The organism is Aeromonas bestiarum (assembly GCF_028751155.1).
Classification (GTDB): domain Bacteria; phylum Pseudomonadota; class Gammaproteobacteria; order Enterobacterales; family Aeromonadaceae; genus Aeromonas; species Aeromonas bestiarum.
Map to the genome: position 1 here is coordinate 423,928 of NZ_CP064746.1, position 26,969 is coordinate 450,896.

A 26,969-nucleotide genomic window follows, 5' to 3' on the forward strand; every position below is an offset into this window, starting at 1 on the left:
CTGCTTACCCCGCAGTGAAGGAGCATGAATGCATTTTTATCGCCGCTGGCAGCCGGTGGCCGCCATCTCGTTCGACCTCGATGACACCCTCTACGACAACGGCCCCGCCATTGAACGGGCCGAGCAGTGGATGCTGGCCCATCTGCGCAGCGAATACCTGGCCACCGCCATGCTGGACAAGCCACGCTGGCTGGAACTCAAGCGCGCCATCCTGCTTGCCCATCCCGAGTTGCGCCAGGATGTCAGCCTGGCGCGTCAGCGCACCATTCATGAGGCCATGGTGCAGGGCGGCATGATGGCCGCCACCGCCAGACGGGAGGCCGAACAGGTATTCGCCGCCTTTCTCGCCGAGCGATCCAGGATAACGGTGAGCGCCGCGACCCACGATTTGCTGGCGCGATTGGCCGGACGCTACCCCTTGGTGGTCATCACCAACGGCAATTTGGATCTGACCCGGGCCGGGCTGGCGGATTATTTCACCCTGGTCTGCAAGGCGGGCGCGGGCGCCAGGATGAAACCGGCGCCGGACATGTTTGTGCAGGCGCAGAGAGCCCTCAAGCTGGCACCCGGCCAGATCCTGCATGTGGGGGACCACCCGGAGACGGATGTGCTGGGCGCCCGCCTGCACGGTTTTCGGGCCGCCTGGCTCAACGATCGCCAGCAGCCCTGGCAGGGGTTGCAACTGTTGCCGGATGTGGAGCTGACGGCGCTGGGCGAGCTGGCCGACTTGCTGCTCTGACGGCGATGGCTGGCTACCCTTCACTGCGTTATTTGCGGCAGATCAGCCCACGCAGCTCGTAAGGGTCGCCCTGATTGACCCGGCAGTAGCTGATGCCGAGGGGCAGCGCCTGCTGCAGGGTGAGGGCGGTATCCTGATAGTGGCAGACCAGATAGAGGGGACGCAGGCTGCTGCCGAGCAGGCTCCAGTAGTGGATCTCGTCGCTGTCGCCATTGTCCGGTTTGAGCTGAACCAGCTCACCCGGCTCACCATCAAACAGCGCCAGGTTTGCCAGCCGGTGGCTCAGGGTCTGACCCGGTTTTCCTTCCGGATCCCGGCTCAGACCCTGCCAGCCCTCTGGTGTGGTCAACAGTTGCTGGCGGGTCTCGATTCCGGGTGGGCAGTCAAATTGCAGGGTGGCACTCAGGGCCAGGGCGGTCAGCAGCATGGAGTCGGTCTCTTGTTGAAAGCTCGGGCCTCCATGCTACGTCATAGGCCGCCAAACAGCGCCTTCAGTTTATCCAGCAGATCCCGCGGCGGCGTGACCTGTCTCAAGGATTCCGCCTCCCGTACCAGCAGGGCCTGCTGCTCCTGCTGCCTGGCGCTCAGCACCCGGTAGAGCGGTTCGACCAGCGACTCGCGCTGCATGACCAGCTCCTGGAACATGGCCTGATTGATGCGATAGGTTTCGACGGTGCCGAGCGCCCGCACAGTGAACGGGCTGGGCTCGCCGGTGAGCAGGCTCAGCTCGCCGAAGAAGTCGCCGGCGCTGAGGGTGCCGAGCAGCAGTTCGCGCCCTTCCACCTCCACCAGCATCTCCGCATCCCCTTTTACCAGCACGAACAGCCAGCCCGAGATCTCGCCCTGGGTGAGCATGCGATCGCCGTTGACGAAGGGGGCGAACTTGACCTGATCCGCCAGTTGCAGCAGCTCCTCCTCCTGCAGCATGGCGAACAGCGGCAAGCGGCGCAGGGTGGCGGTGCGCTCTGCGGTATGCCGTTTGTGGCGCTGATCCTTGTGATCCTGATCCGTGGTCATGAAGACGTTGAAGATGGGGGGCGTGAGGCGGCGGTCGTTGCGGCGCAGGGCGGCATCGATCAGGGTGCGCACCGCAGAGTCGGTGGGATCGTCCACCGCCAGATCGGTGAGCCAGTAGCGCACCGCGTAGCGGGCGACGCCGTTCTCCACGTTCATCAGCAGGCAGTCGGGCATCGGGCTGGCGGAGACGTGGCGGAGGCGGGTCTCCCGCAGGGAGTGTTCCACCAGCGCTATGATCTGGGTCGGCAACGTGTCCAGGGTGATGTCGAACCAGACCCAGCGCCGCCACTGCAGGGGGGCGTTCTGTCGCCGTCCCAGCACTGTGAAGCGCTGTTTGAGCAGGTGGCTGTTGGGGATCACCACGGTTTCCCAGTTGCGGGTTTCTATGGTGGTGGCGCGCCAGTTGATCTCCACCACCCGGCCCTGGGTAGTCTCCACCTGCAGCCAGTCGCCGATGGCGATGGAGTTGTCGAGCTGGATGGAGACACCGGCCAGCAGATTGCCCAGGGTGTCCTGCATGGAGAAGGCGATGACGGCCGTGATGACGGCCGAGGTGGTGACTATCTCGCCGAGCGCCATGCCGGAGGCGTAGAGCCGGAACAGACACCAGCCGATGTAGCCGACCGTGATGACGATGTCGGCTATGATGCGCGGGATGCGGATCTGGCACAGGGGCAGCAGAAACTGGAACAGCAGTATCCCCCAGACCTTCACCAGCACCAGGCCGGCCAGCAGGCTGGAGATCTCCACCAGCCAGTGGTGGGGCAGGGGCAGGCGGAACCAGCCGCCCTCGAACTGGATCAACAGTATGGTGACAGTACTCAGCATGACGAAGCCGAGCTCGGCGACCAGCTCCCGCCGCCGGCCAGGGGAGCGCCAGAAATGGGTAGCGAGTAGAGACAGGGTCAGCAGGGTCCAGAACGGGTGCTCACCAATCCACAGCAGGGTAGGTAGCGCAATGAGATGATCGCTAAACATAACAGCCCCTTATCATTGGTTATTTCCAGCATAGTTGCTTTCGAACCGCTAAATGGGTGCGGGGTGAGGGCAATTTATTTATGCTGGGCGCCAATGTGGCAGGGGAGTGGCGAGTGTGCGCAAGTTGAACAAGCTGGTCTGTATCGCGGGGGCCTGGTTGCTGACGGGCTGCGATCAGCTGGCCGACAAGTATAGAGTCGAGTTTCGCGATGGTTCCTGGCGCGAGATCGCCATTACCCCCTTCTCCGACGAGGCCCGCTGGCGCGAGGGCTGCGCCACCGGCGAGGTGCTGAGCGACATGACGCTGCCGCTCAAGCGGGGCAAGACGGTCAATGGCCGCGAGCAGTTGCTGATCGGCGGTGAGCTGTTCGAGCTGGATGACGATGCCCTCTATCGCAGCAACGGCATGGTGTTCGGCCACACGCCGGATCACATCCAGCGCGGGCTCAAGGGGATGGAGATATGCCGCACCCTGCGCCCCGAGCGGGGTGGTTTGCCCAAGCTCAAGGCGCGGGGGTTTGGCGACTAGTCAGCCCTTGCTGGCACGGGCCCGGCAGGCGTCGCCGAAGGCCTCGAAAATCTTGATGGAGTGGGGATTCTCGCTTGCCTTCCACTCCGGGTGCCACTGCACCGCCAGCAGGAAGGAGGCGAGGGTAGGGGCATGGAGCGCCTCGATCAGCCCATCCTCGGCGTGGGCCAGCGGCTCAAGCCCCTTGGCCAGCGTCTTGATCCCCTGCCCATGCAGCGAATTGACCGGGATCGACGGCTGTTCCATCAGCTCGACAAACCAGCTGCCGGGCACCAGCTCGACCTGATGACTCTCGCCATACTGCTCGTCGACCGGATCGTCCGAATCTTCCCTGTGATCGTCATAACCCGGCTCGTTGTAGACCTTCTGATGAATGTCGCCGCCAAGGGCCACGTTGATCTCCTGCATGCCGCGGCAGATCCCGAGGATCGGCAGGCCGCGATCGAGGGCGGCGCGCACCAGCGGGATGTCGAACAGATCCCTGTCTCTGTCCTGCTGCTTCTCCGGGGTCAGATTCTCCTGGCCGTAGAGGGCGGGATCTATGTTGGATCCAGCGCCGCTCAGATAGACGCCATCCGCCAAATCCAGATACTGCGCCAGATCCTCTGTGCCGCAGCAGGTCGGCACCAGCAGCGGCACGCAGTCGCTGATCTCCACCAGCGGCATTATGTATTTGTGGGTCATCACCTGATAGGGGTGACCATTGCGGGGCTGGGCGCCCATGGTCATGAGTACGACGGGTTTACGCGGGGTGTGGGGGTTGCGAGCTGTCATGATTCACCTTGCTATCCTTTGCGGTCCTGCGCCTTGGGAAGGCCCTTGCTGCCGCTGAAAGGGCAAGGGCATGCCTCAAGGCATGGTCATGGGATCAGGGTCGTGCCGCAGTACCAGAATCGTCGGTCAGCCTGGGCAATGACAGCCTGGATCCTGATCCCAGTCTGCCAAGGCCGTTCAATATGTCAAACGAAATGATGCTGAGATGTTAACTGTTTTAAGCGAGGAGCTGCCTTGAGTCCCTTTTGAAGGGGCCTGCGGGGGTGTTGGTGAGATGAGGGATATGGTCTGTGGTGGATATATTAAACATCTGGCCGGGGTAACCGGATAGCAGAAGGGGCCCGCAGGCCCCTTTGTCGACTCAGGCGTTCAGCACGAATCGTTCGATGATCTGGGCGACCCCGTCTTCATCGTTGCGCGCCGTGGTGTGCTGGGCCAGCGCCTTGATCTCGTCGGTGGCATTGCCCATGGCGACTCCCAGCCCGGCGTATTCGATCATGTGGTGATCGTTGCCCGCATCCCCCACGGCGATCACCTGGGCGGCGTCCAGCCCCAGATGCTCGGCCAGGGCGGCGACGCCGGTCCCCTTGTTGCTCTGCTTGTGCATGAACTCGAGGAAGTAGGGGGCGCTGCGCACCACTGTGTAGCGCTCATAAAGCTCGGCGGGCAGGCGTTCGATGGCGCGGGAGAGCTGGGGCTGCTCGTCGATCATCATCACCTTCATGATCTGCTCGTCGGCGGGCAGGGTGGCGAAATCGATCAGATTGATGGGCATGCCGATGAGGCGGGATTCGTGCTCGGTATAGGTACTGACCCTGGGGCTGATGAGGCCACGGGTGACAGAGAAGCCGTGTACGTTCACTTCCAGCTCGTTTGCCAGCCTGGCGATGGCGCTGGCGTCGCTGCCGGTCAGCAGCTGGCTGCGGATGATGCGCTGATCGGCCACCTGTTGCACCAGGGCGCCGTTGTAGCAGATGACGTAGTCATCCTGACCGGTGAGGCCGAGCTCGACCAGGTAGCGGCTCATCCCCTCCAGCGGGCGGCCCGAGGCCAGCACCACAGTCACGCCCCTGGCGCGGGCGGCCTGAATGGCGGCGTGGGTGCGGGGTGAAATCTGGCCCTGGGAGTTCAACAGGGTGCCATCCATATCCAATGCGATCAGCTTGTACATCTCTCACTACCTGAAGTCTGGCTGGCCCGCCCTATGGGGCCAATGGGAGGCCGAGTGTAGCGAAATTCGCCGCCAGGATCACGGGTTGGCGGCGAGAGGCTGCGCCAGCAGGGGGGAGCTTGCCGGGGAGTAGCGAGCCGCAGGGCCCGCAGGCCGTCACTTGTGGGGTTCGTAAGGGGTCAGCTGCAACTGATCTTCGTGGATGGCGAAGTGGATGGGGCCGTGCTCTATGTCGACCCTGTAGTGGTGGTGGGCCATCTCTACCTCGACCCCGGGGAAGACGCGCTGGGTGGCTATGATGTCCATCTCCGTCATCAGTTTTTGCAGCTCTTCCTGCGCCGCCTCCAGCTGTTCATCCAGCAGCTTGCTCTCGTCGATATGCTGGGTGCGGATCAATTTTATCTTCTGCACTGTCTGGGGATTGCGCTTGTCCCCCGGCAGCTGCAACAGCTTGAGCAGCAGATCCTGCAGCTTGTCCAGCTGATCCCGGCACTCCTGCTTGCGCTGGCGCAGGGCCTGCTCCTGCTCCTTGTGGGTGAAGTAGCCGCCGAGGATCTGCAACCGGGTCTGGTTGTAGGCCGAAGCCCCCAGTATGGGAGCCATGATGAGGCGATTGGCGATGCTGATACCCCCCAGCAGGTGGCCCTTGCGCATGCCGCTGTCGCCCACCTTGATGTCTTGCCCGCTGCGGCTGTAACAGTGGCTGAGCTGGCTCTGGATCTGGATGTCGCCGCCGGCCTCCAGCTTGGCGTACTGGGCATAGCTGGCGTGGATCTCGCCCTGGGCATTGAGGTGGCAGAGGTACTCGTCACTCTGCTCGCTCTTGCGGCCTATGATGCCGCTGCGCACCGTAATGGTGCCGCTCGATTCTATATAGCCCCCCTCGACGAAGCCGCCGATCACCACGTCGCCGCTGGTCTTTATCTTCATGCCGGGGGTGACATCCCCCGCCACTATCAGGGCCCCCTCGAAGATGACGTGGCCGTGGCGGATGTCGACCTGCTTGACGCTCAGCACGTCGTCCACCTTCATGCCGTTTTTCTCCTGGCGGGGCAGACCGGGGCGGCCGGCCAGCAGCAGATCCACATCGTCCGGCGAGGCGAAGGTGCCCTCGCCGGCGACCATGGGGCTGTCCTTGCCGTGTTTGGCGGGCAGCTCCTGGCCGGTGACGGTAAAGCCGGGCACGCCCTGGGTGGCGGGGTGGCGGCGCATCAGCTGGGCGCCCGCCTTGACGGTGAGCAGGGTGCCGAGGTCGCGCATGTCGACCCGGCCATGATCCAGCTCCTGGGGCTTGAGGATCCGCTCGGCCGGGGTTTCCACCAGCCGCTCGAAGCGGGTGTCCTGGCCGTTGACGGCGGCCTTGCCCAGCGCCACCGGCAGCTTGAGCAGGGCCCCCGGCGTCGCCTCCTTGGCGGCCAGAATGGCGGCGGCTATGAGGGGCGCCTGTACTCCCTGGCTGATCTCGCTGGCCTGCACCGCCTGCTCCAGCTGTTCAGTGGTGAGATACTTGCCACCCCAGTCGGCGGTGATCTGGGCGACGGCGCTCATCCGGTCTTTCTCCACCACCAGGGTGACGCGGGCATCGTGGCGCTGGGCGACGGGGACCGGATTGCCGGGCAGGGGGGCGGCCGGGTTGCTCAACAGGGTATTGAGCAAACTGATGGCCTGCTTGATCCCCTCCGTCAGCGGCTGGTAGCGGCGACAGTTGGAAGCCAGCAGCAGCGTCTGGATATCGCTCTCCGAGACGGGTTTGGTCAGCCCGGGCACTATGCGCAGGCAGGCGTACTCCATATCGGTTGATAACAGTAACCACTCTTTGCTTAACACCCGGTTCCCTTCCCTCGTCTGCATCCATATCGAGATCGCTTCTTACTTCCATTTAATCGGCTTTTTGTTAAAAACGCGAGTCATCAAGATGGTTCCGGTCTGCAGTATTCGGGTATTTCTCCTTTTTGGTCAACGAACTAAGCACAAATGGGTGAGCTGGGACGAGGAAATCAGGGATGACAGCGGGTATGCTGACGGCACGAGAAGCCCGCAGGTCTGCGAGAGACGTGCCGGCCCTGAACCCGGTGGTGGTTTGCATCGGTAAGTCTGGCCCGCCGCGAGAGGAGTATCGATGTTGCGTCATTGTCTGCTGCCCCTGGCCCTGACGGGCCTGCTCACCGCCTGCCAGCCGCAGGTGTCCACCATTGCACTCGGCACCCTGGAGCGGGATCGGGTGCTGCTGACCGCCACCGCCAGCGAGATCATTCGCGCCCTGCCGGTGGCCCAGGGGAGTCAGGTGGCTGAGGGGGCCCTGCTGGCCCGGCTCGACGATCGCCGCCAGCAGGCGGTGCTGGCCCGTGCCCGGGCCCAAGAGGCGCAAGCGCGCGCGGCCCTCGCCCGCATGACCAATGGCGAACGGCCGGAAGACATAGCCGCCGCCCGGGCCAGCCTCGACAAGGCGCAGGCCAATGTCAGGGAGAGCGAACGCAACTTCGAGCGCATCGATCGACTGGTGCGCCAGAAGCTGGTGAGCCCGGCCGATCTCGACAAGGCCCGCGCCCTGCGTGACGGCGCCCTGGCCGAACAGGACGGGGCCCGCCAGCAGCTCGACAAGCTGACCCGAGGCGTGCGCAGCGAAGACATAGACGAAGCGGATGCGGCCCTGCAGGCCGCCAGGGCCGAAGTGGCGCTGGCCGAGCGGGAGCTGGCGGATCTCTCCATCGTCGCCACTCGCAGCGGCCGGCTCGACAGCCTGCCCTATCACCTCGGCGAGCGCGTCGCGGTCGGCGCCGTGCTGGCTGCCATCCAGGCAGACGAGGCGCCTTACGCCCGGGTCTATGTGCCCGAGCCCTCCCTCGCCAGCTACCGCCTCGGCCAGCCGGTGCGGGTGCAGGTGGACGGGGTGGCGGAGCCCCTCACCGGCCGGCTGCGCTGGATCTCGAAAGAGCCCGCCTTTACTCCTTACTACGCCCTCAACGAGCAGGACAGGGCCCGGCTGGTCTATCTGGCCGAGATCGATCTGCCAGCGGGGGCGCAGGATCTGCCGAGCGGCCTGCCGCTGCAAGCCGAACCCGCCGCGGGGGGAGAGGGCCATGAGTGAGCTGGCGATCCGGGCGCTGGGGGTGAGCCGCCGCTTCGGCGATTTTCTGGCGGTGGACGGGCTGGATCTCTGCGTGCCCAAGGGGCAGATCCACGGCTTTCTCGGCCCCAACGGCTGCGGCAAATCCACCACACTGCGCATGCTGACCGGCCTGCTCACCCCCTCGGCAGGAGAGGTGGAGGTGCTGGGACTGCATATCCCGCGCGAGGCTGAGACCCTGCGCCGGCGGATCGGCTACATGACCCAGAAGTTTTCCCTCTATGACGAGCTGACGGCCTGGGAGAACCTGGAATTCATGGGCCGGATCCACGGCATGGGGGGCACCGTGCTGGCTGCCCGTCTGCACGAGCTGCTGGCCACCTATGAGCTGGCGCCGCTGGCCCGGCAGCGGGCCGGCGCCATGAGCGGCGGCCAGAAGCAGCGGCTGGCGCTGGCGGCGGCGGTGATCCACCGGCCGGCGTTGCTGCTGCTGGACGAACCCACCTCGGCGGTGGATCCGCAGAACCGGCGCGATTTCTGGGAGAAGCTGTTCGATCTGAGCGAAGGGGGCACCACCATACTGGTGACCACCCACTACATGGACGAGGCGGAGCGCTGCCATCAGCTCGCTATCATGGAGGCGGGCCGGGTACGCGCCCAGGGGGCGCCACAGGCGCTGATGGATGCCATGAGCACCCGGGTGGTGGAGGTGCTGGCCGCTGATCTGCGGCTGCTCAAGCAGCAGCTGGTGCAGCTGGCGCCGGTGCGCTCCGCGGCCCAGCTCGGTCAGCGCTTGCGGGTGCTGGTGGACAAGGAGCTGGCGGAGCCGGTGGCCTGGCTGCAGCAGGCCTGCCCGGCGCTGGCCGGGGCCAGTCTGGCGCTGGTCAGACCCAGTCTGGAGGATGTGTTCGTCAGCTGCACCGGGCAGGAGCCAAGGGCATGAACAGTCTGCGACGGCTCTGGGCTATCACCCAGAAAGAACTCAGGCAGCTGGCGCGGGACAGGCTGACCTTTGGCATGGTGGTCATGATCCCCCTGATCCAGCTGCTGCTGTTTGGCTACGCCATCAACACGGATGTGCGCCACATACCTGTGGGGCTTGTGGAGATGAGCCAGAGCGTGCCGGGCCGGCTGCTGGTTGAGGCGGTGAAGGCGAGCCAGGTGGTGCACATCAAGCAGCAATACGTCGGGGTGCAGCAGGCCGAGGCGGCGTTGACCCGGGGCGAGGTGCGCGCCGTGCTGGTACTGCCCCCCGACTTGAGCCGCCGGCTCAGCGCCGGCGAGACGGCGGGTCAGTGGCTGGTGGACGGCTCGGACACCATGATAGCCGGGGCCCTGCTGGGGCTGCGCAATATGCCGCTGTCGGATCTGAAACCTGGGCTTGAATCCGCGCCGCCCACCTTCGAGACTGTGCTCTACTTCAACCCGGCCCGCCGCTCGGCGGTCAACATAGTGCCCGGTTTGCTCGGGGTGATCCTCACCATGACCATGATCATGTTCACCTCGGCGGCCATAGTGCGCGAGCGCGAGCGCGGCAATCTGGAGCTGCTCATCACCACCCCGGTCAGCTCGATGGAGTTGATGCTGGGCAAGATTTTGCCCTATATCGGGGTGGGGCTGGTCCAGGTGGCCATCATACTCGGCCTCGGCCACCTCATCTTCGATGTGCCCGTCAACGGCGCCCTGAGTCAGGTGCTGCTGGCGACCCTGCTGTTCATCGCCGCCAGCCTGACCCTGGGGCTGCTCATCTCCACCCTGGCACAGACCCAGCTGCAGGCGATGCAGATGACGGTGTTCATCCTGCTGCCCTCCATCCTGTTGTCGGGTTTCATGTTCCCCTACGAGGGGATGCCTGTGCCGGCCCAGTGGATTGCCGAGGTATTGCCGGCCACCCACTTCATGCGGCTGATCCGGGGCATAGTGCTGCGGGGCGGTGAGTTGTCTGAGTTGCTGCCGGACGTGCTCTGGCTGGCCGGTTTCACCCTGCTGGTGCTGATCCTGGCCGCCCACAGGTTCAAGAAGAGCCTGGATTGAGGCGTTTGCCTGTGCCCGATTTTGCGGGTACCGGCGTTTGATGCCTAGCTGCCGCGCTGCACCGTTCTGGCCAGGGTGAGGTAGTCGCCGAGCACAGGCAAGCCTTGCAGCTGGCGGCGCAGCATGTCGAGGGCGGCGAAGGCGAGGATCCGGCGGGCGCTGTCGGGATCCGGGTGACTGACCTTGAGGGTCTGGCCGTGCAGTTGCCCGTCGACGCAGAGCAGCAACGGCACGCCGTCCGGGCCCGAGCAGCCTATGGTCAGGCTGAGGGGGGCCGGGGGCGCCGCCAGTTGCGCCAGATCGCTGGCCAGGGCGTGGCTGAAGCTGGCCGTCAGGGCCGGATGAGGGTGACACATGGCCAGCAGGGCACCCCGGCTCTCCCCCTCCAGCAGGGTCAGCGGCCTCTCCCCCAGCAGGGCCAGGATCTGCCGCGCAGGCTCCTCATCCCCTCGTCCCACCAGCCAGGGCTGGATCGCCGCGAGCAGTCGCGCCTCGGCGGCATCCATGTCGGCGGCGCTGGCGCCGTGGCCTATGAGTTTCAGCTCGATCAGCGGCATGGAGGAGCGGTAGCCCAGCTCTATGCCGGCGGGCCAGGGGGCCGCATCCAGCATGTCGGAGAGGGCCGACTCCGAGATGCCGAAGCTGTAGAAGCGGCGCAGTTCGGTATCGGTCTGCGCGCCCGCCAGCTGCTTGAGGCGCGGCAAGATCTGCTCGTGCACCATCTGCTTGAATTCGAACGGCACGCCCGGGGTGAAGAAGAGCTGGCTCAGGCCGTGACTGGCCTGATGCCGGACTAGGAAGCCGCAGGCGGTGCCGACCGGGTTGTCCAGGATCTCGCAATCTTGCGGCAGCCAGGCCTGCTTGGCGTTGCTGGCGGGCATGACGCGGCCCCGGCTGGCGTAGCGGGCCGCTATGGTGGCGAGCCAGTCCGGGAACAGAGCCAGGGGCTGGCCGAACGCCTCGCCCGCCGCCTGGGCGGTGAGATCATCGGCGGTGGGGCCCAGGCCGCCGCACACCAGCACCACCTCGGCGCGGCTGGCGCTCTCCTGCAGCACGGTTTTCAGATCGGCGAGGTTGTCCCCCACTGTGACGCGGCGGCGCACCTGCCAGCCCTGCTCCAGCAGCAGGGCGCTGAGCCAGGCGGCATTGGTATCCACCACCAGACCCGTCACTATCTCGTCTCCGGTGCTGATGATCTCGATACGCATGGGGGCTCCTTGGGCTGGGGACCTGAACTGGGACGGCCATGAACCATGGCCGGGACAATCAGGGCTTGGCGTGTTCGAAGTAGTAGCTGATCCGGGTACGTGGATTGAGGTACTCGAACACCGCCGGGGGCAGTCGTTTGGGGTGGATCACCTTGGCGATGGAGAGCTCGGCCTGTTGCAGATCTATGATGGCCGCCTCCTGGCGCGGGATGCGGGGATCGTACACCAGCACAGAGGGATAGAGCAGGCGGGAGGCATTCACCGACATCACCAGCCCCACCTGACCGTTGGAGAGCTGCACCACGCTGCCGGGCGGGTATATGCCCATCAGCCGGATCAGCATGCTGAGGTATTCAGGGTTGAACTGGGCCTTGCGCTGCTTGTAGAGGCCGCTCAGGGCCGAGTAGGGCACCTTGGCCTGCAGGTGGCAGAGGTTGTCGTATTCGTTGATCAGCGACACCATCTGGGTGAGGGGGTCGAGCTGCCCCTTCTTGAGCCCCTCGGGCCCGCTGCCATCCAGGTATTCGTGGTGATGCAGCACGATTCCCTTGGCCCCGGCCGGAAAATCCTTGGCCAGATTGAGCAGATCCAGGCCGTAGCGCGGGTGCTGGGCCATCAGGTTCTGCTCCGGCTTGGTCAGCGGCTCCGTCTTGCGCAGTATCTGGCTCGGGATCTTCAGCTTGCCGATGTCGTGGAACAGGGCGCCCATGCCGACCTGGCGGATCTCGTCGGCCGACATGTTGCACTCCTTGGCCAGCAGCATGCTGAGCACGCTGACGTTGAGGGAGTGGAAGTAGAGGTTGTTGCCATCCTCGCTGTCGGAGACCAGGTGCAGCACCATCTCGTCCACCGACAGCAGCTGCTCGGTCATGGCGTTGATCAGCTCCTGCGCCTCGCCGATGGCGTTGAGGGGGCGGGACTGGATCTTGCTCATCACGCTGCGCACCTGCGCCAGTGACTGCTGGAACTGCTTCTCGCACTGCTGCAAGTCGCGGCGATACTGCTGCAATTGCTCGATGCGGCGCTCTTTTTCCAGCTGCATCTCGGCCTGGCGCTGGGAGGTGTCCGGCGCCTCGGTCGGTTGCGGCTGGATCTGGCTCAGCGGCTTTGGCGGCGCATCGCTCTTGTCGGGGATGATGGTAACGAGCTTTAGGCCGAGCCGGCGGATCAGCTCTATCTCCTCTTCAGTCTTGAGCTTGAAGCTGGAAAACAGGAAGGGGTGTTCGCGCCAACCCAGTGGCAGAGAGACGAAATTGCCGACTTGCAGTCGGTCTACGGAAATCTTGATACCTGTCATTGTCTTGGCTGCGAGAGACACATGAGCCGTATGCTAGTCAAAGGCGGAGGTGAATACAAAAGGTATCTGATGACAGGGTAGACGCTTTATTATAGGCTTCTGGATGTCCAGACATATTTACCGATGCAGTACAGGGAGTAAGCATGCCGATCAAGATCCCGGATCAGTTACCCGCCGCCGAAGTGCTGGGGCAGGAGAACATCTTCGTGATGACGGAATCCAGGGCCGTCACCCAGAACATACGCCCGTTGCGAGTGTTGATCCTCAACCTGATGCCCAAGAAGATTGAAACCGAGATCCAGCTGATGCGGATGCTCTCCAACTCGCCGTTGCAGGTGGACGTGGATCTGCTGCGCATCGACGATCGGGAGTCGAAGAACACGCCCCAGGCACACCTGGAGAACTTCTATCACGACTTCGAACAGGTGCGGGCCAACAACTACGACGGCATGATCATCACGGGGGCGCCGCTCGGGCTGGTGGAGTTCGAGGAGGTGGTCTACTGGCCGCGCATCGTCGAGATCATAGAGTGGTCCCATCAGCACGTGACCTCGACCCTGTTTCTCTGCTGGGCGGTGCAGGCGGCGCTGAAAGCCTTGTATGGCATGGAAAAACAGACCCACGGCGAGAAGCTCTCCGGCATCTATCGCCACCACAGGCTCGATGAGCACGAGCCGCTGCTGCGCGGCTTCGACGATGAATTCGTGGCGCCCCACTCCCGCTATGCGGCGTTTGACGGGGATCTTATCCGCGCCCACACCGACCTGCAGATCTTTGCCGAGTCGGAGGAAGCCGGGGTCTATCTGGCGGCGACCAAGGATTGCCGCCAGGTGTTCGTCACCGGTCACCCTGAATACGATGTGCTGACCCTGGATGGGGAGTATCGGCGGGATCTGGCGGCCGGGCTCGAGCCCGTCATCCCGGTCAACTATTACCCGGCCAACGATCCCGGCCAGACCCCGCGCGCCAGCTGGCGCAGTCACGGCCACCTGCTGTTCTCAAACTGGCTCAACTACTACGTCTATCAGCTCACCAGCTATCGGGTGGAGGACATAGGCAAGGTGTTTACCTACCAGCAGCCCAAGTAAGGATCAGAGTGGCAGGCTCAGTCGGCCTGCTCCCGTCGTGCGGTCAGGGCGTCGAGCCACTGGCGATGCACCGCCAGGGTGAAGGCTTTGGGCCTGTGGGCCCGGATGGCGGCCATGGCCTCCTGCTGTGGCTGGCCGAGGGAGACAAGCAGTGCGGCCGCGACCAGACCGGTGCGGCCGCTGCCCCCCTTGCAGTGGATGACCAGGTGTTTGCCCTCGCGCAGCAGGCCGGTCAGTTGCGGCAGAGCCTGTTGCCAGGCCTGTTCGAAGGCGGCATCGGGGGCCTGATCGTCTTCGATGGGCAGGTGGAACCAGCGCATGCCGCTCGCCTCGACCTGGGGGCCAAGCCGGCTCAGTGCGAGCCGGGCCAGTTCGGCCTCCGTCATCAGGGTCAGCACGCCGTGGGCTCCCGCCAGCCTGAGCTGATCCAGTGCCAGTGGCAGAGCCACCTGCTGGGTGCCGGGGCAGGGGGTCAGCAGCAGCTGGCCATCGACGCGGGGCACTTCCTGGCTCCAGAAGGGGTGAGACGGGTGCATAAAGGTCCTTATGAGGCCATCAAGGGCGAGGCGAGCCGGCATGGCCGGTTTCTGAGTGCGCCAAAGCATAGGGGGCGCGGCCCCGATGTCAATCTGCGTTGTGTTCGGCCCGGTTTACGGGCAGAGTCTAAAAAATTGATCGGTTCAAGGAGTTAAGATGAGAAACCTGGATCAACTGGATTTGGATATCCTGGCCCATCTGTTTCGCGATGCGGGCATGACCAACAAGGATCTGGCTGCCCTGGTCGGCGTGGCGCCGTCCACCTGCCTGGAGCGGGTGCGCAAGCTGCAACAGGACGGGGTGCTCAAGGGCGCCCATTGCGAAGTGGATCACCAGGCGCTCGGTGGCCATATCCAGGCCATGGTCTCGCTGCAACTGGCGCGTCACAGCCGCCAGATCATCGATGCCTTCCGCGACGCCATACTGGCGCTGCCCGAGGTGATCAGCCTGTTTCACATGGGTGGCAAGGATGATTTCCTGGTGCACCTCTGCGTCGCCGATACCGAGCACCTGCGCAACTTCGTGTTCGATCACTTCACCTCCCGGGAGGAGGTGGTGCACCTCGAGACCTCGCTGGTGTTCGAACACAGGTTCAGCCGCTCGCTGCCCTGTTTCCTCAACACCTGATCCCCTGTTGTGCCCAACATAAAACCCGCCAATCGGCGGGTTTTATGTTATTGCGGCGGCGGGCTCAGTTCAGTGCAGTCTGGGTATCCGGCGCCGTCTGGTAGAGCCCTTTCTGATAAGCCAGGCTGCCCCACAGCGCCAGCCCGAGCGTGGCATCCTTCATGGCATCCGGCTGCGCCGCCGGGGTGAGGGTTTCGGTGGCATCCTCGTAGATGAAGCCTTCCGCCGGGCGCTCGGGTTGCAGTATCACCACGTCCTTGCCCCGCATCAGGGCGAAGTTCTTGTCGTACTGCATGATGGCGCGCCCCGGCCAGTCGGCGGGCATCCGGGTCAGATCCTTGCCCAGCATGGGGTAGTCGGCGCTTATCCCCATCAGGGAGAGCAGGGTCGGCGCCATGTCGATCTGGCTGACGATGCGCGGATCCTGCTTCGGGGCTATGCCGTCACCGACGATGACGCCGGGAATGTGGAAGCGGGGGATGGGCACCAGGCTGGCGCCGCCGACCCGGCTGTCGTGATCGGCGATGACCAGGAACAGGGTGTCCTTCCAGTACGCAGACTGCTTCGCCTTCTTGAAGAATTCACCGATGGCGTAGTCGGCGTACTTGGCCGCGTTGTTGCGGGTCTGCTTGGGCTGCTCATAGAGGGCGATGCGATTGTCCGGGAATTCGAACGGATCGTGGTTGCTGGAGCTGAACACCAAGCTGAAGAAGGGCTTGCCCTCCTTGTGCAGCGCCTTGAAGGTCTCGTCCGCCTTGGCCATCAGATCCTCGTCCGAGGCACCCCAGGACCCCTTGAACACCGGGTTCTTGAAGTCCTTCTGCTCGACTATGGTGGTGAAGCCGTTGCCGAGGAAGAAGCTGCGCATGTTGTCGAAGTGACTCTCGCCGCCATAGATGAAGCTGGTGTCATAACCCCGCTGTTTGAGCAGATCCGCGATGGTGAAGAAGTTGGTCTGGCTCTTGCCAAGCTTGACCACGGCCTGGGCCGGGGTTGGGGTGAAGCCGGTCAGCACGGCTTCTATGCCGCGCACCGAGCGGGTGCCGGTGGCGTAGAGCTGCTCGAAGGCCCAGCCCTGCTGCGCGAGTGCATCCAGATTGGGGGTGAGCGGCAGGCCGCCGAGGGAGCCGACGAACTGGGCGCCGAGGCTCTCCTGCAGCAGGATCACCAGGTTCTTCGGCTTGCCGATATAGCTGGCTTCGTTGAAGGTCTGGCTGGGCAAGGTTTCCGAGCTGAATTCGTGGGACTCGCGGCCACTCTCCTGGCGAATGAGCTCCAGGATGCGCGCCTGGGGCAGCTTGCCGTAGAACTGGCTGGCATCCTCTTCGGCCCCCATCTGCTTGATGGCGAAGAAGAGGGAGTAGGAGGAGTTGACGGTCAGCGCATTGATCAGGGGATCGCTGGCAAACGCCACCATGGCCGGGTTCAGAGCGCGATGGCCCAGGCTGGAACGGGCGCCGAGAAAACCTATGGCCAGAATGAGCAGGGCGAAGGCGGGCCGCCAGTACCAACGCGGGAAGGTGAGATCGCGCAGCAGGCGCCCGCTCAGCCACCAGCCACCGCCCAGGGTCAGCAGGCTGAACAGCACGGCGGCCAGCAGCTCTCCCTTGCGGCCGGCCCACAGCATGGAGAGCACCTCCTTCGGATAGATGAGGTACTCCACATAGAGGCGGTTGGGCCTGACCCCGTATTCGGTCACGAAGGAGGGGGTGGAGATCTCCAGGAAGAGCATCAGCCAGAGCCCCAGGGTCAGCCAGACCCGGATGATCTGCAGCCAGGCCCGACCGATCGGGTGGGGCCCCGCCAGCAGCAGGGTCAGCATGGCGGGCACGCCCCACAGCCAGCAGAGAGTGGCGAAATCGACCCTCAGCCCTTGCAGCAGCATCTCCTGCCAGCCGGCGACGGCGTCGACCCGTTCCAGTTGCCAGAAGCCGAGGCCGAGTCGGCTGACGGAGAGAGAGACGAGCGCGATCAATGAAAAAACGGCGATGGGCCAAAACGGTCCCAGCCATTGTCTGATAGTGGTCATTGTTGTTCCTACAAGCCTGTTTGCACCCGTCCTCGGGCACATTGTTTTTATATTGCAGGGTTATGACAGCGGGTCCGGGGAAAGGTTGCGTGTAGGTGCCGTTTAAAAGGATGTTTTGGCACGATTTATGATTTTTATGTGAGGGCGCGCAGGGATCCAAGACAGCATAAACGGCTGGGAAAACTGTGATCCCCCCTGCAAAGCCGTGCAGGCCGCTTCCCTATAATGACGCCGAATTTTCTCAATCGGAGCCGAAGGGATGCCGGTCTTTATCGATGTGGAATATTTGCAGGGATGGCGCCTGTTCGTGGTGCTCTCCGACGGCACCACGGGGGCGCTGGACCTGACCCCCTGGCGCGCGCAGCCCCTGTTTGCGGCGCTGGATTCGGAGCGGCGTTGCGCCCGGGTCTTCATCAATCGTCACCACCAGCTGGAGTGGCCTGCCGGCTGCACCCTGTCGGCCCACGAGGTCTATCACCTGATCAGACCCATCAACGAGCGGGAGGCCTTCAGTTAACCCCCTGTTTTTGTGAGCCATCCCCAGATTCCTGTAACTGGAATGTTTGTTCATTTGCCTTCTCTACCCAACTTGGGTAAAACCTGCGCAACATTTTGCCAACCCCTCTCCCAGCTTTGCCCGTCAAGGCTTGCAGCCTCCCGCCGCAGGCCTTTTTTGTGGCCGGATGACAAACCTTTCCCCAGCTGAAAGGTTTGTTGGGTGAGATGAGAAAAACAAAATAAACAAAGAGATAAGGAATAAACATGGCTTGTCATATGCGCACCCCGCTCGCCCTGCTGGTGGGCGGTCTCGCTTGCCACGGCGCCGCCGGTCAGGAAAAAGTCCAGCAGCTGGAGCCCATGGTGGTGGTCGCCAGCCGCCCCGCCAGTACCCTGGAAGTGACTCTGGATCCCAATAAACCGGGCTCTCCCATGCCCGCCGCCGACGGCGCCGGTTATCTGAAGAACGTTACCGGCATGAGCATGGTGCGCAAGGGCGGACTGGGGGGCGACCCCGTGCTGCGGGGTATGGGGATGTCCCGCCTCAACGTGCAGATGGATGGCGGCATGCTGGCCGGCGGCTGCGGCGGCCGCATGGATCCACCCACCGCCTATGTGTTTCCCCAATCCTTCGACCGGATCCGGGTGCTGAAGGGGCCGCAATCCCTCGAGCAGGGCGCGGCCCTGGCGGGCACAGTGCTGTTCGAGAGGGACAGACCCGAGTTTACCGCCCCCGGCGTCAAGGCCGAGGCCTCGGCGCTCTATGGCAGCTTCGGGCGCGACGACCAGATGCTGGACGCCACAGTCGGTGCCCCCGAGGGGTATCTGCGCGGCCAGTTCACCCACTCCGACAGCGATGACTATAGAGATGGCCACGGCGACAGGGTGCGTTCCTTCTATCGCCGGGAGAACGGCACAGCCCAGCTGGGCTGGACGCCGGGGGAGCACACCTGGCTCGAACTCACCGCCGAGCGCAGCAACGCCCGCGCCGCCTATGCGGATCGCACCATGGACGGCCCCATGTTCGATCGGGAGTCCTTCGGCCTCAAGCTCAGGCAGGAGCAGATCAGCAGCCACTGGCAGCGCAGCGAGCTGACCCTGTGGGACAACGACATAGACCACATCATGGACAACTTCAGCCTGCGACAAAGCAGCGGCATGAAGATGCTCTCCAACCCGGATCGGCGCAACACAGGCGGGCGTTGGGCCAACGACCTGGTCCTGCCGGCCGACTGGCTGCTGACCGCCGGGCTCGATGCCAACCGGGATCAGCACAGGGCCCGCAGCGGGGTGGATTACGCCAGCCAGCCGCGTCAGCGCACCCTGCGTTTCGAGCAGCAGGGGGGCTTCGTCGAGCTGGGCCGTCAGCAGGGGGCACACGGCTACAAGGGGGGTTACCGGCAAGACAGAGTCGAGACCACCCGTTATGGCGCTGGGGATCAAACCCTCTATAGCGATACCCTGACCCTGGACAGCGGCTTTGGCCGCTACGAATACCAGTGGTCGCCGGCCTGGTCGAGCTACCTGGCCTGGGGTCAGGCCAAGCGGGCACCGGATTACTGGGAGCGCAGCAAGGACAGCGTCCCCTTCACCCTCAACCCGGAGCGCAGCCGTCAGTGGGATGCGGGGCTGGCCCTGCGCAGCCGTGAGCTGGACTTGACCCTCTCCCTGTTCAGCGCCGACATCCAGGACTACCTGCTCTATAACAACAAGTCGAACAAGGTGCGCAACATAGATGCCCGGACCCGGGGCGGCGAGCTGGAAGGGCGCTGGCAGTTTGCCGAGCAGTGGCGCCTCGATGGCGGCCTGGCACTGGTCTATGGCGAAAACCAGAGCGACAACCAGCCGCTGGCCCAGATGCCGCCGCTCGATGGCAAGCTGGCGCTGGGCTGGCAGCCGGCCGAGGCGTGGAACATGACCCTGCTGGGCCGCGCCGTGGCCGCCCAGGATCGGGTGGACGTGGGGTCCGGCACAGTCGCCGGTCAGGATCAGGGGGAGACCCCCGGCTTCTTCACCCTGAACCTGAGCGGTGCCTGGCAGTTTGCAGAGGGGTGGCAGCTGTCGGCTGGGGTGGACAACCTGTTCGACACCTTCTACTACGAGCACCTCTCCAAGTCGGTGCACGCCAGTCAGGCGGGGCTGGGCTATGAACAGGTGGGTCGCATTCCGGAGCCGGGCCGCGCCGTCTGGCTCTCCCTCAACTACCGTTTCGCCTCCGCCGGCGTGCTCTAGGCAGGCGCACCAACCGACTGAACCGGGTAACGTTTTCAGTCACAGACCCGTGCTGGCGGGGCCGCTATCATGGCCCCGGAGTGGCGCCTTGTGCGCCGATACCACCACAGCGGGAACATAACAATGAAACAAGGAACGTTGCGCTATGGCGGCCTGATCGGGGCCGCCCTGTTACTGACGGCTTGCGGCAGCGGAGGCGGGGGATCCAGCAGCGAACCCCAGCCCCCCGTGGTCAATCCGCCGCCTGCCACCGCCAGCCGCGCCTGCTACGGCAATGATCAGCCCGCCTGCAACCTGCGCACCTATCAGGTGATGGTGGAGTCCTTCGTCGATGGCGACAGCGCCGCCAACTACGGCGTCGGCTACGGCCCCTCCCGGCACAACGGCGATCTGCAGGGGATCATCGACAGCCTGGATCACATCAAGAGTCTCAACGTCAACGCCATCTGGCTGACCCCGGTATTCGACTCCTGCGCCGGTCAGGGCGGGGATGACAAACTGGATGCCACCGGCTACTTCGCCTGCGACTTCTTCACCGTGGATCCCAACTTCGGCAGCAATGCCCAGCTCAAAAAACTGGTGGAGGCGGCGCACCAGCGCGGCCTCTACGTCTTCCTCGACGGCGTATTCGGTCATGTCAACAAGGTGGGGGTGAGCAAGCCTTCGCCCGAGGGGCGCCTGCCCGCCCTCAAGAGCGGCGGTGCCGGTTATCCGGGCCAGCTGGTGGATTACAGCCAGCCCCAAAGCCTGGCCTACTTCAAGGAGGTGGCGCGTTATTGGGTCGAGCAGTACGGCATCGACGGCTGGCGTCTCGATCAGGCCTACCAGCTGGGGCTGGACGAGTGGCGCGCCATTCGCTCCGAGGTCGAGCAGGCCAGTGCGGCACGCAAGGCGGCAGGCCAGCAGTGGGGCACGCTCGGCTACCTGGTGGGGGAGGTGTGGAAGGGGGCCGACGAGATCCGGGCAGAGGCTTATGGCCCGAGCGACAATCCGGCGCTCTCCTCGGCGTTCGACTTCCCGCTGCGTTACGGCCTGGTGCAGGCGCTGGCGGTGGAGGAGTCCGGCAAGGGTGGCCAGGGCGCCAGCGTGCTCGACGCCAGCTGGAACAAGGTGGAGAACTACCCGGATCACGCCATGCCGAACCTGATGCTGGGCAACCACGATCTGGTGCGCTTCGGCGATCTGCTGGATCGCGGCAACTTCAATCCGGCGGACTACTGGCAGCGCCACAAGGCGGCCTTCAGCTTCCTGGCGGCCCGCTCCGGCCCCATCACCCTCTACTACGGCGAGGAGTTTGGCGACGAGGTGCCGGGCTTTGCGGCGCAGGTGAGCGGCGACTGTGCGGCGCAGGGGCTCTGTGACGATCACGTTGCCCGCAGCGATGGCAAGGTGCCGGTTGCCACCGGTTTCGTGCCAAGCGGCGAGCAGGCCGAGCTCAAACAGTGGCTGAGCCAGCTGCTGGCCGTGCGTGCCAAGCATCCCGCCCTCTATCAGGGTGAGCGGGTCAAGCTGGTGGCCGATGGCAGCGTCTATGGCGACATCAAGCAGACGGCGGCGGAGCAGATAGTCTACCTGCTCAACGTCTCCAGCACGCCCCAGAGCTATGCCCTGCCGGTCGGCAAGCTGCGCAGCGGCAACGCCCTGCTGGATCTGCAGAGCGGCGAGAGTCTGGCCATAGGCGGCAGCAGCGTGACGGTGGACTTGCCGCCGCTGAGCGGTCGCTTCCTGCTGTTGCAATAAGGCTGGTGAGTAACAACAAGGGCTCCAACCTGGAGCCCTTGTTCATTGTGGCGGGTTACTTCTCGATGCCGCTGCCCAGCTCTTCCTGATGGGCGTTGGGGGCGGGGGCGTGGCCATTGCCGTGGCGCCAGCTCTCCAGCCGGTTGTGCACGCCGCGGCGCAGGCTCTTGAAGCTGGTTTCGAGATAATCCACCCCCACCAGTATGGCCAGGGTGACGCCGGTGAGCAGCACGGCCTGGTGCAGCATCTGCATGCCGATGAGGGCGCCGAGGGCCGCCAGCATCCAGACGGTGGCGGCCGAAGTCACCCCCAATACCTGACCATCCCGGGTCATCATGACGCCGGCGCCGAGAAAGCCGATGCCGGTGATGAGCTGGCCCAGCACTCGCGCCCGATCGGCACTCTCCGGGCTGACGGCGGCACCTATGGCGAGAAAGCAGTAGGTGCCGAGTATGATGAGCGAGGAGGTGCGGATGCCGACCGGCTTGCCGCGCAGTTGCCGCTCCAGCCCCACGAGCGTGCCACACACCAGGCAGGCCAGGATGTTCTCCCAGCCAAGGGGCGCTATGTCCCACCAATCCGTTGTCATCATATCCACCTCTGCTGTCGATGCTTGTTATCCTGCCGCGCTCTGCCCCCGGTTTTCCAGCCGTTGCCGGAAGGCCCTGGCCAGGCGCTCGTAGAGGTCCTTTGCCTCCCTGTCCTCAATATCGCCACGTATCCAGGGATTGTCGATGATTTCCAGCAGCACGCAGTCCCGATCCTGCTGGCGCAGATCCACCCCGAACAGGCCATTGCCGAGCTGGTGCACGGCGCGGCGGGCGGTTTGCAGCACCCGCTCCGGCACTTCGGTGAGCGGCAGTGCCTCGATCCGGCTCATGTCGAGGGGATGCTTGCGGCGGCGGATGCGGTTGCCCGGCTCGGGCCGGTAGCGGCGACAGGCGAACAGTGGCGAGCCGTCGAGAAAGCCGATGCGCCAGTCGAATTCGGCGGGGATCCGGCTCTGCACCAGCAGCAGGGCGGAGCGGCCCAGCCCCTCGTCCAGCAGGCGGGCGAGCTGCTGAGCGTCGCTGGCCATGGCGAGATCCCGCCCCTGGGCGCCGTCGGGTATCTTCACCATCAGCGGCAGGCCGAGCCGCTGCACCAGCTCGTCCACCTGATGGCGGCCACGACGGGTCACCACCATGGTGGGCGGCATGGGTACGCCGCTGCGCACCATCAGCTCGTAGAGGTAGAGCTTGTTGCTGCAGGCGAGGATGGCGCGGGAGCTGTCGATGACCGGCATCTTGAGCTGCTCGGCGCGGCGGGCAAATTCGAAGGTGTAGTGGCCGACGGCCGTTTCGGAACGCAGCCAGAGAGTATCGAACTCCGGCAATCGCTCGATGGCGGACGGCGCCAGCCTCTCGGCCTGGATCCCCTGGGCGGCGGCGGCCCGGATGAAGCGATCCAGCGCCAGGGCATCGCTGCTGGCGCGGCCGTCATCGGGATCCACCAGGATGGCGAGCTGGTAGAGCGGGGCCGCCTGCTCCTCGTCGCCGGCACCGACCAGCGCCTGGGCGTGGTGCAGCATCAGCGCCTTCTCGCTTGGGCTCAACTCCAGGGGCGACAGGCTCTGCTGCTGGCGCACCGACCAACCGTGGCGGCCGCGTTTGAGGGTCAGCTCCTGCAGCGGCAGCTGGCTCAGGCCGTAGTAGTAGCGGGCCAGCCCAGCCAGCTCGCTCTGTTCACTCTGGCCGAAGATGGCGCGCACCCGAATGCGATCCTCGCTCTGCTGGGCCAGCCAGCCCTGTACCTTGCGCCACAGCTTGGCCGGCGGCTGCTGGGGTTGCAGCACGCTGATGGCCTGCAATCCCGGCAGGCAGTGGTGGCCACGTGCCTGGGCCAGCAGGGAGCAGTAGTAGCCCGCGCTCAGGTGCTCCAGGTTGCGGCAGAGGTTGATGATGCGGGGTCGGCCGCCTGTGGTCGGCACGCCGTGTTGCAGATAGGTGCGGGCGGTCAGCAGATAATCGGCATGGCAAGGCCAGTCGCCCGGCTCTTCGACTATGACGTAGGTACTCATATTTTCGGCTCCACAGATCAGACTGCCTTGAATGGCAGGATCCCCAGTGGGCTTCGATGCACCGACAAGCACGACAATGGCGCGAGGGGAAACAAGAGGTTACAGTGCCTAATATTCTGCTTTGGTAACTTGTGATACAAGTCGCATTTCTGGTGCTGAAGATAAATAACCGAACAAGGACTCCCCGTGTTGACCGTACGAGCGGCCCGAACCGATGATTTGGGCGCCATCGTTAAGCTGGAACGCTACTGTTTCCCCCCCGAAGTCGCCTTTGGCCGCAGCCGCTGGCACTATCTGCTTACCCACGCCAAGGGACGCACCCTGCTGGTGCTGGATGAGAAGGATCAGCTGATGGGTTATCTCAGTCTGCTGGAGCACAGGGGCTGGGATCGACTGGTGATCCAGACTCTCGCCATCCGCTGGACCATCCGTCGCCAGGGCTGGGCCCGTCGCCTGCTGGAGCAGGTGATCCGGGAGGGGCGCGAGGCTGGCTGGGGGGCTGTGCGCCTCGAGGTGGGTGATGCCAATGAAGAGGCGCTGGCCCTCTATCAGGCGCTGGGATTCAAGGCTCAGCAAAGGTTGCCGGACTATTATGGCCGCGACCAGCATGCCCACCGGCTGGTGTTGCCGCTGGTGAGCGACGAGGTTCGCACCCTCAGGCGCCAGCGCCGCAGTGTACAAGCCGCCCTGTGCCGCCAAGCCCGCGCCTTGAGCGGCCATGGATCCGGAGGACCGGCATGAGCTGTGATGACTGTCTGGCCACCGCCATCAAGGCCAAGCTGGGGCGCTGCCCGATCTGTGCCGGCCAGACCTTCGTCATCGGCATGCTCGGTTGGCTGGCGTGGTGGTGGTTTGGCGCCGATACCTCGGTCAATGCCCTCACCGGCCTGCTGTTTGCGTTGGGGGGCTCGGGCCTGTTTCTGCTCCATCTGCTGGTATTTTTCTGGCGCAAGGTGACCGGGCGTGAATTGAGCGATGAATGAATCAGATTGGATTCAAATACATAAATAACAATATCGGTGTAGATATGGAGGTTCAGATGATAGCAATGGTAACGGGCGCCTCGTCCGGCTTTGGTGAGTCCATCAGCCGTCAGCTGGTGCAGGCGGGCTACAAAGTGATAGGCACGGGTCGCCGTGCCGAGCGGCTGGCCGCCCTGGCCGATGAGCTGGGCGAGCAGTTCCTGCCGCTGGTGTTCGATGTGCAGGACAAGGCGGCTACCCGCGCCGCCATCGCTGGCCTGCCGGCTGCTTGGAGCGAGGTGGACCTGCTGGTCAACAACGCCGGGCTGGCGCTGGGGCTGGAGCCGGCCCACAAGGCGGATCTGGAAGACTGGGAGCAGATGATAGCCACCAACATCAGCGGTCTGACCCTGCTCACCCGCTTGCTGCTGCCGGGCATGGTGGCGCGCAATCGCGGCCACGTGGTCAATATCGGCTCCATCGCCGGCACCTATCCCTATCCGGGTGGCAACGTCTACGGCGCCACCAAGGCGTTCGTGAAACAGTTCAGCCTCAACCTGCGCGCCGATCTGGCGGGCACCGCCATCCGCGTTACCAACGTGGAGCCAGGCCTGTGCGGTGGTACCGAGTTCTCCAACGTGCGCTTCCACGGCGACGACGCCAAGGCGGCCACCGTCTATCAGGGGGTGCAGGCCATTCAGCCGGAAGACATCGCCAATACGGTGCTCTGGGTCAGCCAGCAGCCCGCCCACGTTAACATCAACAGTATCGAGATCATGCCGGTGGCCCAGACCTTCGGCCCGCTCCATATCAGCCGTCGCTGAGCTTCCCGTTTGACGAAATGAGAAGAGGCACCTCAGGGTGCCTCTTTGCTTTGCAGAGCCGGTCAGAGGCTCATGATCTTCTTGAACTCCTCCTCTGAATACTTCTTCTCGCTGCTCTTGGTGAGATCCGTCATCAGCTTGTAGCGCAGGTCCTTGGCCATCTGGTAGGTCTGCTCCAGCTGGCCGTAGGAGTAGTCGGCGGCCAGCCCGAGCGCCGTCGCCTTGTCGCTGGCATAGCTCTGCTTGAGGGTCTTGTCGAGGACGGCGACCTCCTTGTAGAGCTTGGCGCTCTCCTTGCTCCAGACTCCCCTCAGCAGCGGCAGGTACTTGTCCGGGTTGGTGTTGGCCAGCGCGGTCAGGCTGCGGAACTGCCAGTAGGCGGAATCGTCGGAGTAGCTGTCGCTGCCGCTGCGATAGGGCAGGGGATAGTTTTCCAGGGTGTTGTAGAGCGGCACCATCACGGATTCGGCCAGCACGCCGTAGCTCTGCCAGATGAGCCCTTGCAGCTCCTTGGGCATCTCCTTGCGCAGCTGGATGACGTGGGATTCCAGCTGGCGATCGATGCGGATCGGCCGCTCCGCCTTGCCCGCCAGCGGCGTGCCCTCATAGGTGGCGCTCAGCAGCCGGGCCACGTCCGGCACGGCTATGGGGGCGTCCGGCTTCATGAACAGCGGGTATTGCGCCTGCCGGGTCGCCTGCGGGTGGGAGGCGGTCAGCATGTGTTGGCCGAGCCACTCCCGATCCACGTTGTAGGGGTCGGCAATCACCCCGAATGCCTTGGCGAAGTTGAAATCCTTGGGGTCGGCCTGGTCGAGCAGCTTGTGCTGTTGTACAAACTCCAGCAGCCTGGGGGAGTGCAGCACATCGGCGCTGTCGAGATTGACGCCGTGGATGCGCAGGCCGTTGGCCACCATGGCGTAGCTGTCGTCAGGCACCCGTACCGCGATCCAGTGGTGGCCCGAGCCTATCTCCATCAGCCAGGCCTCGTTCACATCCGCCAGATAGAGGCTGTTGCCCTCGCCGGCGCCATATTGCTCCACATAGCGGCCGAGCAGCTCGACCCCCTCCTTGGCGGTCCTGGCCTGCGGCAGGATCAGGGTGGGGATGATGGCTTCTATGATCCCTTTCTCGATCAGGGGATCGGCTTTCAGGGCCTTGTCGTTGACCTCGGCGCTGGTGGTGGCCGAGAGGGCGACGTTGAGCTCGTTGATGCCGCGCTCTTCATAATATTTGCCTGCCGGGTCGCTGGTGGCGGCGTCCCAGTCGCGAATGGCTGAGTAGGCGAGGAAGGCCTTGGGCATGGGCACTTCCAGCCCGTTGCCCAGCTTCCAGACCTTGCCCTCGTTTTGCTGGGCGGGTCGGAAGGCCAAATACTTGTTCCAGTTGTTGACGCCAAAATCCTCGTTTCTGGCGATCATCACGCTGCCGTCGGCACTGGCGCCCTTGCCGACGATGAGGCCGGTACAGGCGTCGGCACTGGTGCCAAGCAGGGTGAGCAGGGTGGCGGAGAGAAGACTCAAGGTGTGTTTTTTCATGGCATTGCCCGAAGCGTAACTGTG

Annotated in this window: 26 protein-coding genes; 13 read left to right on the forward strand and 13 right to left on the reverse strand. The window is 64.3% G+C overall.

Annotated elements, in window-relative coordinates; translation table 11 throughout:
* Positions 1 to 28: 28 nt before the first annotated feature.
* Positions 29 to 739 (forward strand): HAD-IA family hydrolase, encoded by a 711-nt coding sequence (locus IU367_RS02040; protein ID WP_274453304.1) that lies wholly within the window; start codon positions 29 to 31, stop codon positions 737 to 739.
* A gap of 28 nt (positions 740 to 767) precedes the next feature.
* Here IU367_RS02040 and IU367_RS02045 read toward each other — a convergent pair whose 3' ends face one another.
* Positions 768 to 1,166 (reverse strand): STY0301 family protein, encoded by a 399-nt coding sequence (locus IU367_RS02045; protein ID WP_274453305.1) that lies wholly within the window; start codon positions 1,164 to 1,166, stop codon positions 768 to 770.
* 41 nt (positions 1,167 to 1,207) lie between these two features.
* Positions 1,208 to 2,734: a mechanosensitive ion channel family protein gene (locus tag IU367_RS02050; RefSeq protein WP_274453306.1), complete on the reverse strand. Its 1,527-nt coding sequence runs from the start codon at positions 2,732 to 2,734 to the stop codon at positions 1,208 to 1,210.
* A gap of 115 nt (positions 2,735 to 2,849) precedes the next feature.
* Between IU367_RS02050 and IU367_RS02055 the strand changes: the two genes are divergently transcribed.
* Positions 2,850 to 3,263: a hypothetical protein gene (locus IU367_RS02055; protein ID WP_274453307.1), complete on the forward strand. Its 414-nt coding sequence runs from the start codon at positions 2,850 to 2,852 to the stop codon at positions 3,261 to 3,263.
* On the opposite strand, the gene IU367_RS02060 is transcribed toward IU367_RS02055, so the two are convergent.
* The 3 genes from IU367_RS02060 to IU367_RS02070 all read right to left on the reverse strand — a co-directional run bounded on the left by IU367_RS02060 (position 3,264) and on the right by IU367_RS02070 (position 7,035).
* The gene (locus IU367_RS02060) at positions 3,264 to 4,037 is read right to left on the reverse strand and encodes a gamma-glutamyl-gamma-aminobutyrate hydrolase family protein (protein ID WP_274453309.1); all 774 of its coding nucleotides are present in this window, start codon (positions 4,035 to 4,037) and stop codon (positions 3,264 to 3,266) included. It abuts the gene before it with no gap.
* A gap of 361 nt (positions 4,038 to 4,398) precedes the next feature.
* Positions 4,399 to 5,208: a sugar-phosphatase gene (gene yidA, locus IU367_RS02065; protein ID WP_098980914.1), complete on the reverse strand. Its 810-nt coding sequence runs from the start codon at positions 5,206 to 5,208 to the stop codon at positions 4,399 to 4,401.
* A 156-nt stretch (positions 5,209 to 5,364) separates the two neighbouring features.
* Positions 5,365 to 7,035: a DUF342 domain-containing protein gene (locus tag IU367_RS02070; protein WP_337999330.1), complete on the reverse strand. Its 1,671-nt coding sequence runs from the start codon at positions 7,033 to 7,035 to the stop codon at positions 5,365 to 5,367.
* 292 nt (positions 7,036 to 7,327) lie between these two features.
* On the opposite strand from IU367_RS02070, the gene IU367_RS02075 reads away from it, so the two are divergent.
* From IU367_RS02075 to IU367_RS02085, 3 genes are read left to right on the forward strand one after another with little or no spacing between them, the layout of a single operon-like run.
* Entirely contained in the window at positions 7,328 to 8,296 is a 969-nt protein-coding gene (locus tag IU367_RS02075) for an HlyD family secretion protein (RefSeq protein WP_274453310.1), read from the forward strand.
* The gene (locus IU367_RS02080; protein WP_011704458.1) at positions 8,289 to 9,218 is read left to right on the forward strand and encodes an ABC transporter ATP-binding protein; all 930 of its coding nucleotides are present in this window, start codon (positions 8,289 to 8,291) and stop codon (positions 9,216 to 9,218) included. The genes IU367_RS02075 and IU367_RS02080 overlap by 8 nt, the downstream gene beginning before the upstream one ends.
* Positions 9,215 to 10,309: an ABC transporter permease gene (locus IU367_RS02085; protein WP_274453311.1), complete on the forward strand. Its 1,095-nt coding sequence runs from the start codon at positions 9,215 to 9,217 to the stop codon at positions 10,307 to 10,309. Before IU367_RS02080 ends, IU367_RS02085 begins: the two co-directional genes overlap by 4 nt.
* A 44-nt stretch (positions 10,310 to 10,353) precedes the next feature.
* On the opposite strand, the gene IU367_RS02090 is transcribed toward IU367_RS02085, so the two are convergent.
* Complete coding sequence (locus IU367_RS02090) at positions 10,354 to 11,517, reverse strand: competence/damage-inducible protein A (protein WP_274453312.1); 1,164 nt, start codon at positions 11,515 to 11,517, stop codon at positions 10,354 to 10,356.
* Between the two features lie 58 nt (positions 11,518 to 11,575).
* Positions 11,576 to 12,814: a cyclic di-GMP phosphodiesterase gene (locus IU367_RS02095; RefSeq protein WP_043556950.1), complete on the reverse strand. Its 1,239-nt coding sequence runs from the start codon at positions 12,812 to 12,814 to the stop codon at positions 11,576 to 11,578.
* A 143-nt stretch (positions 12,815 to 12,957) separates the two neighbouring features.
* Here IU367_RS02095 and metA point away from each other — a divergent pair, with 143 nt between their 5' ends.
* Positions 12,958 to 13,902 (forward strand): homoserine O-acetyltransferase MetA, encoded by a 945-nt coding sequence (gene metA, locus IU367_RS02100; protein ID WP_043134999.1) that lies wholly within the window; start codon positions 12,958 to 12,960, stop codon positions 13,900 to 13,902.
* A 17-nt stretch (positions 13,903 to 13,919) separates the two neighbouring features.
* On the opposite strand, the gene IU367_RS02105 is transcribed toward metA, so the two are convergent.
* Positions 13,920 to 14,438: a cyclin-dependent kinase inhibitor 3 family protein gene (locus IU367_RS02105; protein WP_274453313.1), complete on the reverse strand. Its 519-nt coding sequence runs from the start codon at positions 14,436 to 14,438 to the stop codon at positions 13,920 to 13,922.
* Positions 14,439 to 14,595: 157 nt separating this feature from the next.
* Between IU367_RS02105 and IU367_RS02110 the strand changes: the two genes are divergently transcribed.
* Complete coding sequence (locus tag IU367_RS02110) at positions 14,596 to 15,066, forward strand: Lrp/AsnC family transcriptional regulator (protein WP_042868783.1); 471 nt, start codon at positions 14,596 to 14,598, stop codon at positions 15,064 to 15,066.
* Between the two features lie 64 nt (positions 15,067 to 15,130).
* On the opposite strand, the gene IU367_RS02115 is transcribed toward IU367_RS02110, so the two are convergent.
* Positions 15,131 to 17,095: an LTA synthase family protein gene (locus tag IU367_RS02115; RefSeq protein ID WP_274453314.1), complete on the reverse strand. Its 1,965-nt coding sequence runs from the start codon at positions 17,093 to 17,095 to the stop codon at positions 15,131 to 15,133.
* A gap of 259 nt (positions 17,096 to 17,354) precedes the next feature.
* Between IU367_RS02115 and IU367_RS02120 the strand changes: the two genes are divergently transcribed.
* Positions 17,355 to 17,612, forward strand: a complete 258-nt coding sequence (locus tag IU367_RS02120; RefSeq protein WP_043556947.1) for a DUF2442 domain-containing protein — start codon at positions 17,355 to 17,357, stop codon at positions 17,610 to 17,612.
* On the opposite strand, the gene IU367_RS02125 is transcribed toward IU367_RS02120, so the two are convergent.
* The gene (locus IU367_RS02125) at positions 17,605 to 17,859 is read right to left on the reverse strand and encodes a hypothetical protein (protein WP_274453315.1); all 255 of its coding nucleotides are present in this window, start codon (positions 17,857 to 17,859) and stop codon (positions 17,605 to 17,607) included. The two genes, IU367_RS02120 and IU367_RS02125, sit on opposite strands and share 8 nt — an antisense overlap.
* Between IU367_RS02125 and IU367_RS02130 the strand changes: the two genes are divergently transcribed.
* Together IU367_RS02130 and IU367_RS02135 are read left to right on the forward strand one after the other, a co-directional pair.
* A complete protein-coding gene (locus IU367_RS02130; RefSeq protein ID WP_274453316.1) occupies positions 17,858 to 19,825 on the forward strand; it encodes a TonB-dependent copper receptor in 1,968 nt (655 codons plus the stop codon). The two genes, IU367_RS02125 and IU367_RS02130, sit on opposite strands and share 2 nt — an antisense overlap.
* A 123-nt stretch (positions 19,826 to 19,948) precedes the next feature.
* On the forward strand, positions 19,949 to 21,565 hold the full coding sequence (locus IU367_RS02135) for an alpha-amylase family protein (RefSeq protein WP_274453317.1): 1,617 nt from the start codon (positions 19,949 to 19,951) through the stop codon (positions 21,563 to 21,565).
* A gap of 55 nt (positions 21,566 to 21,620) precedes the next feature.
* Here the strand turns inward: IU367_RS02135 and IU367_RS02140 are convergent, their stop codons facing one another.
* Both IU367_RS02140 and IU367_RS02145 read right to left on the reverse strand, forming a co-directional pair.
* Positions 21,621 to 22,157 (reverse strand): MgtC/SapB family protein, encoded by a 537-nt coding sequence (locus tag IU367_RS02140; RefSeq protein ID WP_043556944.1) that lies wholly within the window; start codon positions 22,155 to 22,157, stop codon positions 21,621 to 21,623.
* A 24-nt stretch (positions 22,158 to 22,181) separates the two neighbouring features.
* Positions 22,182 to 23,624 carry a RimK family protein gene (locus tag IU367_RS02145; protein ID WP_043556943.1) on the reverse strand — a complete coding sequence of 481 codons (1,443 nt, stop codon included), beginning with the start codon at positions 23,622 to 23,624 and terminating at the stop codon, positions 22,182 to 22,184.
* 186 nt (positions 23,625 to 23,810) lie between these two features.
* Here IU367_RS02145 and IU367_RS02150 point away from each other — a divergent pair, with 186 nt between their 5' ends.
* From IU367_RS02150 to IU367_RS02160, 3 genes are read left to right on the forward strand one after another with little or no spacing between them, the layout of a single operon-like run.
* The gene (locus IU367_RS02150; RefSeq protein ID WP_274453318.1) at positions 23,811 to 24,365 is read left to right on the forward strand and encodes a GNAT family N-acetyltransferase; all 555 of its coding nucleotides are present in this window, start codon (positions 23,811 to 23,813) and stop codon (positions 24,363 to 24,365) included.
* Positions 24,362 to 24,607 carry a DUF3624 domain-containing protein gene (locus tag IU367_RS02155; protein WP_274453319.1) on the forward strand — a complete coding sequence of 82 codons (246 nt, stop codon included), beginning with the start codon at positions 24,362 to 24,364 and terminating at the stop codon, positions 24,605 to 24,607. The genes IU367_RS02150 and IU367_RS02155 overlap by 4 nt, the downstream gene beginning before the upstream one ends.
* 56 nt (positions 24,608 to 24,663) lie before the next feature.
* On the forward strand, positions 24,664 to 25,410 hold the full coding sequence (locus IU367_RS02160) for an SDR family oxidoreductase (RefSeq protein ID WP_274453321.1): 747 nt from the start codon (positions 24,664 to 24,666) through the stop codon (positions 25,408 to 25,410).
* Between the two features lie 62 nt (positions 25,411 to 25,472).
* Here the strand turns inward: IU367_RS02160 and IU367_RS02165 are convergent, their stop codons facing one another.
* On the reverse strand, positions 25,473 to 26,945 hold the full coding sequence (locus IU367_RS02165) for a C69 family dipeptidase (protein ID WP_274453322.1): 1,473 nt from the start codon (positions 26,943 to 26,945) through the stop codon (positions 25,473 to 25,475).
* Between the last annotated feature and the right edge of the window lie 24 nt (positions 26,946 to 26,969).

What these genes read in the sequence shown, in the direction of transcription:
- IU367_RS02040 (WP_274453304.1), top strand. Translation starts at nt 29, where the DNA reads ATGCATTTTTATCGCCGCTGGCAGCCGGTGGCCGCCATCTCGTTCGAC.
- IU367_RS02045 (WP_274453305.1), bottom strand. Translation starts at nt 1,166, where the DNA reads ATGCTGCTGACCGCCCTGGCCCTGAGTGCCACCCTGCAATTTGACTGC.
- IU367_RS02050 (WP_274453306.1), bottom strand. Translation starts at nt 2,734, where the DNA reads ATGTTTAGCGATCATCTCATTGCGCTACCTACCCTGCTGTGGATTGGT.
- IU367_RS02060 (WP_274453309.1), bottom strand. Translation starts at nt 4,037, where the DNA reads ATGACAGCTCGCAACCCCCACACCCCGCGTAAACCCGTCGTACTCATG.
- yidA (WP_098980914.1), bottom strand. Translation starts at nt 5,208, where the DNA reads ATGTACAAGCTGATCGCATTGGATATGGATGGCACCCTGTTGAACTCC.
- IU367_RS02075 (WP_274453310.1), top strand. Translation starts at nt 7,328, where the DNA reads ATGTTGCGTCATTGTCTGCTGCCCCTGGCCCTGACGGGCCTGCTCACC.
- IU367_RS02080 (WP_011704458.1), top strand. Translation starts at nt 8,289, where the DNA reads ATGAGTGAGCTGGCGATCCGGGCGCTGGGGGTGAGCCGCCGCTTCGGC.
- IU367_RS02085 (WP_274453311.1), top strand. Translation starts at nt 9,215, where the DNA reads ATGAACAGTCTGCGACGGCTCTGGGCTATCACCCAGAAAGAACTCAGG.
- IU367_RS02090 (WP_274453312.1), bottom strand. Translation starts at nt 11,517, where the DNA reads ATGCGTATCGAGATCATCAGCACCGGAGACGAGATAGTGACGGGTCTG.
- IU367_RS02095 (WP_043556950.1), bottom strand. Translation starts at nt 12,814, where the DNA reads ATGACAGGTATCAAGATTTCCGTAGACCGACTGCAAGTCGGCAATTTC.
- metA (WP_043134999.1), top strand. Translation starts at nt 12,958, where the DNA reads ATGCCGATCAAGATCCCGGATCAGTTACCCGCCGCCGAAGTGCTGGGG.
- IU367_RS02105 (WP_274453313.1), bottom strand. Translation starts at nt 14,438, where the DNA reads ATGCACCCGTCTCACCCCTTCTGGAGCCAGGAAGTGCCCCGCGTCGAT.
- IU367_RS02110 (WP_042868783.1), top strand. Translation starts at nt 14,596, where the DNA reads ATGAGAAACCTGGATCAACTGGATTTGGATATCCTGGCCCATCTGTTT.
- IU367_RS02115 (WP_274453314.1), bottom strand. Translation starts at nt 17,095, where the DNA reads ATGACCACTATCAGACAATGGCTGGGACCGTTTTGGCCCATCGCCGTT.
- IU367_RS02120 (WP_043556947.1), top strand. Translation starts at nt 17,355, where the DNA reads ATGCCGGTCTTTATCGATGTGGAATATTTGCAGGGATGGCGCCTGTTC.
- IU367_RS02130 (WP_274453316.1), top strand. Translation starts at nt 17,858, where the DNA reads ATGGCTTGTCATATGCGCACCCCGCTCGCCCTGCTGGTGGGCGGTCTC.
- IU367_RS02125 (WP_274453315.1), bottom strand. Translation starts at nt 17,859, where the DNA reads ATGTTTATTCCTTATCTCTTTGTTTATTTTGTTTTTCTCATCTCACCC.
- IU367_RS02135 (WP_274453317.1), top strand. Translation starts at nt 19,949, where the DNA reads ATGAAACAAGGAACGTTGCGCTATGGCGGCCTGATCGGGGCCGCCCTG.
- IU367_RS02140 (WP_043556944.1), bottom strand. Translation starts at nt 22,157, where the DNA reads ATGATGACAACGGATTGGTGGGACATAGCGCCCCTTGGCTGGGAGAAC.
- IU367_RS02145 (WP_043556943.1), bottom strand. Translation starts at nt 23,624, where the DNA reads ATGAGTACCTACGTCATAGTCGAAGAGCCGGGCGACTGGCCTTGCCAT.
- IU367_RS02155 (WP_274453319.1), top strand. Translation starts at nt 24,362, where the DNA reads ATGAGCTGTGATGACTGTCTGGCCACCGCCATCAAGGCCAAGCTGGGG.
- IU367_RS02160 (WP_274453321.1), top strand. Translation starts at nt 24,664, where the DNA reads ATGATAGCAATGGTAACGGGCGCCTCGTCCGGCTTTGGTGAGTCCATC.
- IU367_RS02165 (WP_274453322.1), bottom strand. Translation starts at nt 26,945, where the DNA reads ATGAAAAAACACACCTTGAGTCTTCTCTCCGCCACCCTGCTCACCCTG.